13 protein-coding genes are annotated in these 13225 nt (G+C 37.2%); 6 read left to right on the plus strand and 7 right to left on the minus strand.

Translation table 11 applies throughout. The features are described 5' to 3' along the window. Positions 1 to 58 precede the first annotated feature (58 nt). From radA to H9Q20_RS04470, 3 genes are read left to right on the plus strand one after another with little or no spacing between them, the layout of a single operon-like run. Complete coding sequence (gene radA, locus H9Q20_RS04460) at positions 59 to 1408, plus strand: DNA repair protein RadA (protein ID WP_124639657.1); 1350 nt, start codon at positions 59 to 61, stop codon at positions 1406 to 1408. A gap of 5 nt (positions 1409 to 1413) precedes the next feature. Then, positions 1414 to 2889 (plus strand): DNA recombination protein RmuC, encoded by a 1476-nt coding sequence (gene rmuC, locus H9Q20_RS04465; RefSeq protein ID WP_187478384.1) that lies wholly within the window; start codon positions 1414 to 1416, stop codon positions 2887 to 2889. A 4-nt stretch (positions 2890 to 2893) separates the two neighbouring features. Beyond that, the gene (locus H9Q20_RS04470; protein ID WP_187478385.1) at positions 2894 to 3658 is read left to right on the plus strand and encodes a TrmH family RNA methyltransferase; all 765 of its coding nucleotides are present in this window, start codon (positions 2894 to 2896) and stop codon (positions 3656 to 3658) included. Positions 3659 to 3708: 50 nt separating this feature from the next. On the opposite strand, the gene H9Q20_RS04475 is transcribed toward H9Q20_RS04470, so the two are convergent. Then, the gene (locus H9Q20_RS04475; RefSeq protein ID WP_187478386.1) at positions 3709 to 3954 is read right to left on the minus strand and encodes a hypothetical protein; all 246 of its coding nucleotides are present in this window, start codon (positions 3952 to 3954) and stop codon (positions 3709 to 3711) included. 181 nt (positions 3955 to 4135) lie between these two features. Here H9Q20_RS04475 and H9Q20_RS04480 point away from each other — a divergent pair, with 181 nt between their 5' ends. Together H9Q20_RS04480 and H9Q20_RS04485 are read left to right on the plus strand one after the other, a co-directional pair. Beyond that, complete coding sequence (locus H9Q20_RS04480; RefSeq protein WP_187478387.1) at positions 4136 to 5272, plus strand: hypothetical protein; 1137 nt, start codon at positions 4136 to 4138, stop codon at positions 5270 to 5272. Beyond that, positions 5256 to 5840, plus strand: a complete 585-nt coding sequence (locus H9Q20_RS04485) for a hypothetical protein (RefSeq protein WP_187478388.1) — start codon at positions 5256 to 5258, stop codon at positions 5838 to 5840. Before H9Q20_RS04480 ends, H9Q20_RS04485 begins: the two co-directional genes overlap by 17 nt. On the opposite strand, the gene H9Q20_RS04490 is transcribed toward H9Q20_RS04485, so the two are convergent. The 3 genes from H9Q20_RS04490 to H9Q20_RS04500 are packed head-to-tail and all read right to left on the minus strand — an operon-like array spanning position 5777 to position 7876. Beyond that, positions 5777 to 6364 carry a 5-formyltetrahydrofolate cyclo-ligase gene (locus H9Q20_RS04490; RefSeq protein ID WP_187478389.1) on the minus strand — a complete coding sequence of 196 codons (588 nt, stop codon included), beginning with the start codon at positions 6362 to 6364 and terminating at the stop codon, positions 5777 to 5779. The two genes, H9Q20_RS04485 and H9Q20_RS04490, sit on opposite strands and share 64 nt — an antisense overlap. Positions 6365 to 6378: 14 nt before the next feature. After that, positions 6379 to 6609 carry a ferredoxin gene (locus tag H9Q20_RS04495; protein ID WP_124639645.1) on the minus strand — a complete coding sequence of 77 codons (231 nt, stop codon included), beginning with the start codon at positions 6607 to 6609 and terminating at the stop codon, positions 6379 to 6381. 7 nt (positions 6610 to 6616) lie between these two features. Next, positions 6617 to 7876 carry a peptidase U32 family protein gene (locus H9Q20_RS04500; protein ID WP_124639643.1) on the minus strand — a complete coding sequence of 420 codons (1260 nt, stop codon included), beginning with the start codon at positions 7874 to 7876 and terminating at the stop codon, positions 6617 to 6619. A 267-nt stretch (positions 7877 to 8143) separates the two neighbouring features. Between H9Q20_RS04500 and H9Q20_RS04505 the strand changes: the two genes are divergently transcribed. Next, positions 8144 to 9673 carry a trypsin-like peptidase domain-containing protein gene (locus H9Q20_RS04505; RefSeq protein WP_187478390.1) on the plus strand — a complete coding sequence of 510 codons (1530 nt, stop codon included), beginning with the start codon at positions 8144 to 8146 and terminating at the stop codon, positions 9671 to 9673. A 30-nt stretch (positions 9674 to 9703) separates the two neighbouring features. Here the strand turns inward: H9Q20_RS04505 and H9Q20_RS04510 are convergent, their stop codons facing one another. The 3 genes from H9Q20_RS04510 to H9Q20_RS04520 form a co-directional block, all read right to left on the minus strand. Then, entirely contained in the window at positions 9704 to 10153 is a 450-nt protein-coding gene (locus tag H9Q20_RS04510; RefSeq protein WP_124639639.1) for a hypothetical protein, read from the minus strand. Next, positions 10153 to 10533 carry a RidA family protein gene (locus H9Q20_RS04515; protein ID WP_124639637.1) on the minus strand — a complete coding sequence of 127 codons (381 nt, stop codon included), beginning with the start codon at positions 10531 to 10533 and terminating at the stop codon, positions 10153 to 10155. The genes H9Q20_RS04510 and H9Q20_RS04515 overlap by 1 nt, the downstream gene beginning before the upstream one ends. Before the next feature lie 95 nt (positions 10534 to 10628). Continuing rightward, a complete protein-coding gene (locus H9Q20_RS04520) occupies positions 10629 to 13211 on the minus strand; it encodes a putative LPS assembly protein LptD (RefSeq protein WP_187478391.1) in 2583 nt (860 codons plus the stop codon). Positions 13212 to 13225: the final 14 nt, after the last annotated feature.

The raw sequence follows: 13225 nt of genomic DNA on the forward strand, positions 1-13225 counted from the left end.
AAGAAATACAATGTTCAGACATAACCAATATTCCATTTATTTTTTAGATTTTTGCACTATGGCAAAACTCAAAACGGCATACATCTGCAACAATTGTGGCACACAGTTCCCACAATGGCTTGGGCAATGCAAAAGCTGCGGCGAATGGAACACCCTAACCGAAGAAATTGTCGAGAAAAAAACCTCGCAATACGACATCATCGGCAGTGGCAAACAAAAAATAGTGAACATCACGGAGGTAGAAACCGGCACCGAGCAACGACTAAAAACCGTTAGCGAAGAGCTGAACCGTGTCTTGGGCGGTGGTATTGTTCTGGGATCCGTTACCCTGATCGGCGGCGAACCCGGCATCGGAAAATCGACACTTCTGCTGCAACTCGCCCTGAAAATGAAGAAAAAAATCCTTTATGTATCGGGCGAAGAATCGGCTTCGCAAATAAAAATGCGTGCCGACAGAATTACCGACATCCAAAATCCAGAATGCTTTCTGTATACAGAAACTTCTATGGAAAAAATCCTAAAAGAAGCCAAACAACTCGCTCCTGACCTGATGATTGTGGACTCTATACAAACCTTGCAATCTCAACTTTTAGAGAGTTCGCCCGGAACGGTTTCACAGATCAGAGAATGCTCTTCGGAACTGATTAAATTTGCCAAAGAAAACAACATACCCGTCATTTTAGTCGGCCACATCACCAAAGATGGACAAATTGCAGGTCCCAAAGTTTTGGAACACATGGTGGATGTGGTCCTTAATTTTGATGGCGACAGAAACCACCTTTTCCGATTGTTGAGGGCCAACAAAAATAGATTCGGTTCGACCAGCGAAATTGGGATTTACGAAATGATCACCCAAGGATTAAAAGAAATAAAAAACCCTTCGGAATTGCTCATCACCAAAAAATCCGAAGAACTTTCTGGAAACGCTGTAGCCGTAACTTTAGAAGGCAACCGACCGATGTTGCTGGAGATACAAGCTTTGGTGAGTTCAGCCGTTTATGGCACACCTCAGAGGAGCTGCACCGGATTTGATGCCAAAAGACTCAACATGCTCTTGGCGGTTTTGGAAAAAAGAGCCGGCTTCCAACTGGGTACCAAAGATGTTTTCCTGAACATTACCGGCGGTATAAAAACCGACGATCCGGCTTTGGATCTTGCCGTTGTTGCCTCCATACTTTCCAGCAACGAAGACATTGCCCTTTCGGAAAAATATTGTTTTGCAGGAGAAATTGGACTGAGCGGAGAAATTAGACCTGTACCTCAAATAGAACATCGAATTACCGAAGCCGAAAAATTGGGCTACGAAAAAATCTTCATCTCCGGACTGAATAAGTTGTCCAAGAAAAAATTTGGTATCATCATAGAAAATGTAAATAAAATTGAAGATTTTCACGAAAAAATAATGTAAAAAAAATGGAAATCATTTATTTAATTGTTGGTTTAATCGTTGGAGCTGTGGCATGCTATTTTACTTTGAAAGCAAGATCGGTTTCTAAAAAAGACCATGACGAATTGAACATGAACTGGGTCAAAACCAAATCGGATTTCGAACATTTGGTTCAAAAAAAGAAAGAAGACGAAGAAAAATTCAACAATGAAAAAGACCTCTTTCTGGACACACAGAATATCCTGAATGAAATTCAACTTGAAAACAAAACATTCCTTGCTGAGAAAAAATTTCTGACTGAACAAATTGCAACTCTAAAGTACGACCTGGTTGAGAAAAACAAGTCCATTGAGGAAATGACTTTAGAAAAAAATGAATCTATTGCAATAAAATCCGACATTCTTGCAAAAAACAAACATCTGCAAACCCAATTGGACAACCAGAAAGAAGAAATCATCAAATTGCAGGAAATGGCTAAGAATGAATTTCAGAATTTGGCCAATAAAATTTTAGAAGAAAAAACGGAGAAATTTACCCAACAAAACGAGCAAAACATAAAAACGCTTTTAACACCTTTGCAAGAAAAAATTTCGGATTTCGAAAAAAAAGTAGAAAACACCCACAAGGAAAGCATTGACTACCATGCAGCCCTTAGACAGCAAATTGTTGGACTGAAAGAACTGAACCAACAAATGAGCAAAGAAGCTGTAAACCTGACCAAAGCACTAAAAGGCGACAACAAAATACAAGGAAATTGGGGCGAGCTAATTTTGGAAAATGTTTTGGTAAAATCCGGTTTGGAAAAAGACAGAGAATACGAAATACAAAAAAGTCACACCACAGACGAAGGTCGATTGCAACCCGATGTCATCATCCATTTGCCGGATGGAAAAAAAATGATCATCGACTCTAAAGTTTCATTAAATGCGTATGAAAAATATATAAATGAAGAAGATGAGATCCAGAAAAGCACCCACCTACAAGAACATCTCAATTCCATAAAAAGGCATACAGAACAGTTAAGCGCAAAAAACTACCAACAGCTTTATCATATTGAAAGCCCGGATTTCGTGCTTATGTTTGTCCCGATAGAACCCGCTTTCGCATTGGCCCTAAACGAAGATACAGACCTTTATAACAAAGCATTTGCTAAGAATATTGTGATTGTAACGCCATCTACTTTATTGGCAACATTAAAAACCATTGACAGCATGTGGACCAACCAAAAACAACAAGACAATGCCATAGAAATTGCAAGACAAGCAGGAGCGCTATACGACAAGTTTGAAGGTTTTGTAGTTGACCTTATCAAATTGGGTAAAAAAATGGACGATGCCAAAATAGACTATGAAGCCGCTATGAATAAATTGGTAAGTGGAAAAGGCAATTTGGTGAAAAGCACACAGAAACTAAAATTAATGGGTGCAAAAGCTAAAAAATCTTTGCCCGAAGGATTGCTAAAAAGATCGAATATCGAAGATAATATGATTGAAGAAAATTAATGCCATGATAGAAAGTTTACAAAACGAAAAAATAAAATACCTGGCCCGTCTGAACGACGATAATCGCTTTAGAAAAAAAGCCGGATTGGTGATTGTGGAAGGAAAACAAGAGAACAACAGAGCTAAAAAATTCAATTTTGAACATGTTGAATCGTATATATGTGAAGCTATTTTCAAAGAAGAACTCCCGCAAGGAAAAATCCATTTGATCAGTGAAAAAGTTTATCAAAAAATAGCGTATCGTGGAAGTTCAGAAGGGATTATCGGAATCTACAAAGTACCGGAGAACGCTTTAATGAATTTTGCCCCCAATGAAAACACTTCAATCGTTATTGTTGAAGGTATAGAAAAGCCGGGCAATCTTGGGGCCATCCTTAGAAGTTGCGAAGCTTTTGGGATAGATGCACTCATCATTACAGACCCAAAAACCAACCTTTACAACCCCAATGTCATAAGATCCAGTGTTGGATGCCTGTTCGGAATGAATGTTTTTACATCGACAAATGAAGAAACGGCAGCTTTCTTAGAGAAAAATAATATAAAAACCTATTCTACCTTTATGAGTGAGTGTGCAAAGGATATTTATGAAGTAAATTTCAAAAAGAGCACAGCCATTATATTTGGTACAGAACACTCTGGCATAAGTGATTATTGGCTGGATCGGTCAGAAAACATATTAATACCAATGGCTGGCACCATAGATTCTCTAAATCTGAGTAATGCAGTTGCCATCAGTTGCTATGAAATTTTAAGACAAAAAAAGGCATAAAAAAACCGTCTCGATGTTCGAGACGGTTAATCTTAATTGCGTAGTGCTAATTATTTTGCAGCTTCTTCAGTTTTTGGAGCTTCAGCAGCAGGAGCAGCAGCGTCAGCAGCAGGAGCAGCAGGAGCAGCAGCAGAGTCAGTTGCAGGAGCAGCAGCAGAATCAACAGCTGGAGCAGCAGCAGAATCAGTAGTTACAGCTGTAGAGTCAGTTGTAGCTTCAGTAGTTTCAGCTTCAGTTTTTTTACATGCTACTAGAGAGATTGCAGCGATAGCAGCTACGAACAATGATTTTTTCATAATGATTTAAATTTAAATTTGTTTGTTAAAAATTGTTTCTTATATTAATTGTGTTCTCATTTGAACAAGACAAATGTATGGCGAGAAAAAAAATTTGCACAGAAAATTAATTGTAATATCTTTGTAAAACAGTTTACAAATTAGCACAACTGATTATCAGACTTTTAAATAAATACAGAAATTGAATCCTCTAGATATTTTACATTTTGAACAGTTAAAAACCGAAGTTCAAAACCAATATTTGAAGAATCACACCCCTTCTCATGATGATATATCAAAATGGAAAGGGATAGATATCATCTATTTTCAAGAGGACTTGAGGAAAATCACGAAAGCCAACATTTCCGAGAAGTCTTTTTACACCTATTTCAAATCCTCGTCCGTTACAAAACTACCAAGAATAGATATGCTGAATTTGCTCAGTATATATGCAGGTTATGCATCTTGGTATGAATTCAAAAAGACCCATCTTTTTGCTAATGAAGTATTAAATGAAAACGAAGATGAAGTAGAAACAGGTGAAGCTCCATCTTCCGAACAAAAAATAGACACCCCTTCCTTTGAACCGGTTAAAATTGAAGAAAAAGAAGTAACCTCCGAGACTGAAAAATCTATTTTACAAACAAGCGATTCTGAAAACAAAGATGTTACGGGAATTCCAACAATAAATTTGGATGATAAAAAAAGAAAGAAAAACAGTATTGTAAAAGAAAATTTATGGGTAGCCATTTCGATTCTTTTATTGATTATGGTTGCTTTTTTTGCATTTAAAGACATGCTTTTGATGAAAGAATATACTTTCAAATTTATTGATGCCGATAGAAATTCTAACATCAATGCCGATTTGGATGTGAAAATTTTAAATAAAAACGAATCGCCCATCCTTATAAAAGTTCTACCTAACCAACCTTTTGTGTACAAAACCCACAATAAAGAGCTTACAATGGTTGTTTCTTCGCCGTATTACAAATCCGACACCATACAAAGAAATTTAGTAAACGCTCCTGACACCGAAAATATAGAGTTGAAACCGAATGATTACGCCATCATGCTGTATTATTATTCCAAATCTATTCAGGATTTAAAGAAAAAAAGAGAAAACCTCAATAAATTGATTAACAACAACGCTGTCATCTATCAAGTTTTCGACAACGAAAGATACGGTGTTGAAACGATGGACAAACAACGATACATCAGCTTGGTAACCCTGCCTACAACCTCTCTAGAAAATCTAGATGTCATCGATATTATTGGTGATAAAAATGGAAAAATCAGCATGATTAAATTTAAAATCGGAAACAATGAGAAAAATAAATAATACCGTACTAAGCCTTATAACCATTTGGTTTTGCTTCCTATCTTGCAACAATAAAGTTGAAGAAAAAAGCGAATTGGACACCTTGAGAAAAAGCAACAATAAAAAATCCTATCCCGTTACAAAAATGGATAGCGTACAAGCCATACAGTTTATTACCAAACAAAAAATACAAGAACTCTTTGACCTTTCTGCCCTGTACACCTCAGGTACCAAAGACACAGAAATAGACTCCATCATCTATCAACAAATGATGGGTTATTTTGAAAAACCCGATTCTGCAAAAGTGAGCAGTACCCTTCTGCAAATGGACAGTCTAAAAGTGAGAAAAGCGAAGATTGGCGATCTCGAAGTAAACAAGGTGATTGAAGGGAAAGACACGATGGATTTGGCTAAATTCAAAGTAGAGTTTTTTGGTGAAAACAACAAAAAAATTGGAGATTTTGACAAAACCGTTCGCTACACTTTGACAACCAATCCGGTAAAATTCAAAAAAGAATTCAAATTTTATTTTGTCGATTTTGATATCAAAGCTCCAAAAGACAGCACCTCATTGGGCAAAACCAAATAATCCAAAGCCACATCTTCCGGCCGAACATCTTCGATGATGTCTTTGGGTTCGAAAAAATTGACACCAACCTTTTTTGCATCGGTATTGATTTGATTAAAAAATTGATCGTAAAATCCTTTACCATAGCCCACTCTATGCCCATTGACATCGCAATACAACAAAGGTGTGAGGACAAAATCAAATGATACATTCTGCACCTCGGTGTTCGATTTAGGCTCTTCTATATCCCAATTATTTCTAACCAATTCGGTGTCGGGAAACAATTCAATCGTAATCATTTCATTTTCAATCAATTTAGGAACAAAAACTCTAATTCCGTTTTTGAAAAAATGATCAATAAAAAATTGAGTGTTGACTTCTTTAAATTTTTCGATACTCAGGAAAAGATGAACTTTCTGACCTTTTTGAGGTTGGAAAAAAGATAAAAAAGAATGAAAAATTTGTCTAGATCTTTCTTCCACTTCAGTAGGGCTAAGGTTCTTGCGCTTTTGCAAGTACTCTTCTCGGATCGACTTCTTTTTCATTCTTTTTTGTATGATTATACCTCTTTAACAGAGATAATGTTTACCGGACACGCTTTCGCTGCCTTTTCACAAGGTTCAAAAGCAGTTTGCATGGGAGTTTTCAGTGTAAAGAATCCCTTCTTTTCAATTGATTTTAGCAAGACGGATTTTCCATCTTTTTTGGACATTCTGAAATATTCAGGAGCAAATTCGGCACAATAGTTACAACCGATGCACTTGTCCCTTTGCAATGTGATGATGACCATATAAATATTAGGATTGAACGAGTTCCGACTGGACTACTTTATACAATTTATCACTTGGTCGCACTCTGAAATCCGTTTTAAAGGTAATAACATCCGCCTTTGTTGCTTTTTGAGCATCTCCTTTCTGATCGACCATCATATCCTCTATCACCATTTCTTGCGAACCTGTTGTAGGACCTTGTATCAGAACGGTATCTCCAACGGACAAGTCGTAGGCTTCTATCAAGAATTCTGCAATATTGGATTTTGGATAGAAGTGTCTTCCTTTTCCAATATAAATTTTCTTTTGAGTTGCGCTAGAACCGGAGTTATCGGACCATTCTCCTAATTTTTGTCCTAAATAATAGCCGTCCCAGAAACCTCTGTTATATACTTTAGCCAATTCGCCCATCCATACATCTACTTTTTCCGGTGTAAATGTACCTTCGGCAATGCTATCGATAGCCTCACGATATGCTTTGGTAACGGTAGCTACATATTCTGGAGCACGACCTCGACCTTCAATTTTCAGTACCTTCACACCTGCATCTACGATCTGATCTAAGAAACCTATCGTACACAGATCTTTTGGTGACATCATGTATTCGTTATCCAACTCAATTTCAAAACCAGACTCTTGGTCTATAACGGTGTATTTTTTTCTACAATTTTGTTTGCAAGCTCCTCTATTTGCAGATGAGTTATGAGAATGAAGACTCAAATAACATTTTCCTGAAACCGCCATACACAAAGCACCGTGCCCAAAAATCTCAATTTCTACAAGGTTGCCAGAAGGACCTTTCACTTGATCTTTTTCAATTTGTTGACAGATTTTTTTGATCTGGGTAACGCTCAATTCTCTGGACATCACCATGGTATCTGCAAATAGTGCATAAAACTTAACCGTTTCTATGTTGGTAATGTTAATTTGAGTAGAAATATGAACCTCCATCCCAATTTGTCTTGCGTAGGCAATTACAGCCTGATCCATCGCGATTACCGCAGTTAGATCCGCTTCTTTTGCTCTATCCAAAAGTGTTTTGATGATGGACAAATCGTGATCGTAAATAATGGTATTTAGGGTAAGATAAGTTCTGACATTTTTCTCTTTACATCTTCTTGAAATTTCCGGCAAATCGTCAATGGTAAAGTTCATCGAAGCTCTGGCTCGCATATTCAGTTGTTCTACCCCAAAATATACCGAATCGGCACCGTTATCTATTGCAGCTTGAAGAGATGTAAAATCACCTGCTGGCGACATCAACTCTATTCTTCCTGATTTTGTCATTGTAAAATTAAAATTTTTGCAAAGATAAGTAATTTAATGCTAAACCATTTCCTACGCTGCATTTCAAAATTCATCCCAATTGTGAACACAACTTCAACCTAAAAAAATTAAAAAAAAATTAAAAGAATGTTTAAGTTTTCATAAAATCCAATACATCCAGATGCATTTTGTTAAATTTTAGTTAAAACTACGATAAACCCACAGTCGTCAACAACAATTTTGCATTATATTTGATATATCGAATCAAAATTCAAAAATAGAATCAGCATGAACAATACAATCAAAAAATTTCTTCCATTTGCAATGGTTGGGGTAATCTCTGGAGCTACAACATTTGGAGCCATTCATTTCGCTGAAGCATCAAGAAACAGCACCTCCGATTTAAATTATTTTAAACCTGCAAATGAAAATGCACAGTTTGCAGGACTAAACACAGCCGTAGTTGGTGAAGATTTTGTAAAAGCAGCAAAATCTGCAATTCCGGCTGTGGTCACCATCAAAAGATATTCCGACGCTGCCCCAAGACAACAAATGAACGACCAAGACCTGTTTGATTGGTTTTTTAAAGACCAAATGAGAGGTTCGCAGCCTGGACAAAGAGCCCAAAAACCTAAAAACGCACCAGACGGGATGGGTTCTGGTGTCATCATCTCTCCCGACGGCTACATTGTCACCAACAACCATGTTGTGGAAGGTGCAAGTCGATTGGAAATTGTACTTTCAAACAAAAAAACATTTGTTGCCAAAATGATTGGGACCGATCCCAATTCCGATATTGCTTTGTTGAAAATCGAAGAAAAGGGACTTCCATTCCTTAATTTTGGAAATTCGGACAATGTAGAAATTGGACAATGGGTATTGGCTGTAGGAAATCCTATGGGATTGAACTCCACAGTTACCGCTGGGATCATTTCTGCAAAAGCAAGAAACATCAATTTATTAGGCAGAAATGCCGCTGCTAAAAACCCGTTAGAATCCTTTTTACAAACCGATGCCGCCATCAACCCTGGCAACTCGGGAGGCGCCTTGGTCGATACCAATGGAAACCTCATTGGGATCAACTCCGCCATATCGTCAAATACCGGTTATTATGAAGGTTACGGATTTGCTGTCCCTGCCAATTTGGCTAGAAAAATTGTAGAAGACATGAAAAAATTCGGGATGGTGCAAAGAGGATATTTAGGAATCCAGTTGGTTGACCTCTCCAATGAAGAAGAAGTCGCAAACTACAATTCCATCAAAAAAGCCAATCTAAAAGCAGGAAAAGGCGTTTATATTACGGGATTGAGCGACAACAGCGGCTCTAAAGATGCCGGATTGAAAACAGGAGATATCATTACTAAAGTTGATAACTCGGTCATCTCCGGACAATCTGTATTAATGGGAATTATTGGAGAAAAAAGACAAGGAGATAAGGTGCAAGTCACTTATTTGAGAAACGGCGTTGAAAACACAACCTTGGTCACACTAAAAGATCAAAATGGAAACACTTCATTCAGAAGTTTAGCAGACTTGACCATTCCTGAAAAATTAGGTGCCGATTTCGCACCCATCAATCAAAAAGTAAAAGTATATTACGGTATTGAGAACGGTGTGATTGCTAAAAATGTGATTGCAAACGGAGAGTTGGCCAAAATAAATGTCTCGGAAGGAAATATTATTTTTGAAGTTAACAACAAGCCTGTTAATTCACAAAAAGACATAGAAAATATCTTGAAAGGTTATAAAGGTACGGTATCGGTTAAATATTTAGACGACAACGGCAGAATAACCAGCAGAGGATTTAGCATGCCTTAAGCCTGAAGTTCATCAATAAAAAAACGCATCCTAGGATGCGTTTTTTATTTTTTTAGAATTCTTCTTTTTCCTTTCGTAAAAGACTTCAACAATCTTACCTCCTATCCAGGAAAACGGAAAATAGATCAGAAAAATGGATATCTTATAAAAAGTAGGATGATGCGGAAAGACCACGACATCAATCATGGCTACGAAAAGCATGATGAAACCGATCAAAATGGCATACGCTACTTTCGCATACTTCACAATCATGGCGGTAACTACACCGGCAATGGTGGTACCCAAACCTGATATGAACAATAAAAAACCAAAAAATCCTGAATTGCCGTCCATACTTTGCAAAAATTTGTTCCAATGTTCAAAAGGCGAATATCCATCAAAGGTTCTCCATTCGGGAACCATACGGATACCGACAGTTACGGTAAAAGCAACAATGCCCATACCCACAAGAATCGCAAAAGTATTTCTAATAAAATTCATTAATCTTGGTGTGCAATCATAGAGATTTCCACATCTACATTTTTTGGTAAACACGAAACTTGAACCGTTTCTCTTGCTGGGAAATTTCCTCCTTCGAAATACGATGCATAGATGTCATTCATCACGGCAAAATCATCCATACTTTTTAGGAAAATCGTAGCTTTAACCACATTGTTAAAAGTCATTCCTGCTTCCGTAAGAATGGCTTGAAGATTTTTCATCACTTGGTGTGTAGAGGCTTCAATACCTTCGGCCAGCACGCTTCTACTAGGATCTACAGGGATTTGTCCAGAAATGTACAAAATTCCGTTAGCAAGTACAGCTTGAGAATAAGGCCCGATTGCTGCTGGAGCATTTGTTGTATTGATGATTTGTTTCATAATTAAAAAAATTGATTGTATTATTTTTAGTTTAAAATTAAATTTATTTCCCGATAATTTTTTTTACAAATATAAATCATTCGACCAATAAATCTCTAAAACTTCGCATTGGGTTGGTTAAAACTTCTGTCCTTATACTTCACTGCGTCTTTTAAGATGTTCGCTTTGATCCCGATAAAAAAGTCATAAACTTTATATTGCCCGAACGGAACCCAATTAAAATTGATCGTAAAACTTCTCTGATCTCTTGCAAAACCAATTCGCGTATAGGCCAATTCTTTGGTTACAAAATCGTAATTGGTGGTTGCAGTCACATTCCAATATGGGGTTAATTTTATATTTCCGTCCAAACCAATGGTTGCAATGGTGTTTCCAAATCGATTGGTGGTTTTGGAATACGCGTAATTGGCTGTAACATTTAAAGTCCAAGGCTGGTCAAAATGAGCATAATGATCGTCATCAAAATAATAATTTTCATTTCGAATTCTCCCTTTTGAACTGTACTTTTTACTGTAATCCTCCTTTTTACCAAACAACTCGTCGCTCAATGGATAGCTCAATTGCATATTAAATCCTTGAATATGAAAATGTCCGAAATTTTCAGTTCGCACACCAACATCCGAACCTTCAGTAAACACCACCTCATACGGATCGATAACCAAACCGGTATTGATGTTCATTTTCCCGTTAAACAAAGAAGTCTGCCCATTGATATTGAAAGGAGACCAACGATGGGATTTGGCAGCAAAATTATAATTCCCGGAAATATTAAGCGTTTCGAAAATTTTAAGCTTTTTAAACCCTACAGAATCGGATTTACTCCTCACCTTCATTTCGATGTTATTTCCTAAAGAAAATCCTACACTCCCCATCATCCCTGTGGTTGGCGTGCCAATTATTCCTTTTTCGAAAATAGAATACGGAGTCAGCACCCCTGTAGCATCGTAATAATTTTTATAATAACCAAACTCGGGTTTTCCAAAATCCGGTGAATAATTAAAACTAATCTGTGGAGTCATCATGTGTCGTATCCCTTGTATTGCAGATCCTTTCTTGAACATGACCGTTTTGTACAAAGTAGTTTGCACACTGGTAGATGCCGAAAAATACGAAAATCCTGCAATCCCTTTGTTCATTTCATCAACCACTTTATTTTCTATTGGATTGTAAGAACGGTTCAGGGATTTCGTAGTCAGACCGTTATTGATATTGGCTCCCAAGCTAAAGGTAAAATATTTTGCAATGGTGGTATTGGTTCCCAAGGCAATGCTGTTCTTCAGTCCCGTTTGCATATTGTCCCACATTTCTTTTTTGAACAGTTGATCCTCGGTAACCGACACATAATTGTTGAAATCAAATCCCGTATTCACGGTAATATTTTCCAACAAGCCTTGTCTTATCCCGGATTTGGGATTGAAGAGATAAAACTGATTGATGGCCACATTCATCTGAGGCAAACGAATATCCGAAAATCCGGTAGAAAAGTTTTGAGAATAACCTGCAGTCCCGGTGATGGTTAGTGGCAAGGTCAAAAATCTTTTGGTTAAACTAATGGTCGAATTTTGTTGTGCATTCAACACATTTTGGTTGAAAATGTAATTGTTGTTGATGGTGTTGTTGTAAAACTTAGAGCTTACAATATCCACAGAGGCCGAAAAATTCAGGAAAGGATTAGCTTTAGGATCCTGGCTGTGCCTCCAAGAAACTCTAAAAGTTCTGTTTTTAGAATAATTATCCAATCCGTTGATCCCACGAATGGTCGTTCCGAAATCGGACTGAAAACTACCGCTGTATTTATATTTTTTCACATAATTGACCTCAGGTCGGATGTTCCAGCTCCCTTTGGTATAGATGTCCGAAAGAATTTTAAGGTCAAAGTGCTCACCCAGAGGTTGGTAATATCCCAAACCGTTCAAGAAAAACCCGACATCCTGTCTTTCACCAAAACTTGGGATCAGGATTCCGGCACTTCGGTTATCTGAAAACGGCAACACTGCAAAAGGCAGTATCAACCGAGTTGGAACCCCTTCTACAAACAATTGAATAGGCCCGGTGATTATTTGAGACTTATTTTTCCCTTTCACCAATTTTATACTGGACGCCAGCATGTGGTAATCCGGAAGACTGTCTTTTTTCTTAATAAAATATTCGTCGGTCGTAAAAACGCCATTTTTCATAAAAAATACCGAATCGTTGTATTTTTTTGTTTTTTTGGCTACAATAACCCCTTCACTTTCTTCGGTTCGGGCATTAAATGCAATGGCTCTTTTGGTTTTATAGTTAAAATTAAAGTGATCCGTTTCGTATTTTTTACCTCCTTGCAGGGTGACAACCGGTTCTAAAACCTTTCCTAGAGAATCCAACTTACCTTGGGCGAAAATCACTCCTTTATCCCAATCTATACTAATATAATCGGCATCTACTTGCATATCTTGATATTTCACCTGAGCTTTATGCTTGAGATAAGTCATCTTTTTAGGCAAATCATTTCTTATGCTTTCGGCTTTATACCGAACAACATCGTCCAACGCTTCTTTTTGGGTAGTCGTTGTGGGGGAAACGGTATCCTGATTCTTTTTAACAGCCAATAATTTATCACTTTTTTGTTGTGCTAAAAAATTGTTAAAAATTAGGATAATTAAAATATGTAATATATTTTTGGAGCAGTTACTGAACAATTTTATAAGTATAA

The sequence above is a fragment of the Amniculibacterium sp. G2-70 genome (genome assembly GCF_014353055.1).
GTDB lineage: Bacteria > Bacteroidota > Bacteroidia > Flavobacteriales > Weeksellaceae > Amniculibacterium > Amniculibacterium aquaticum.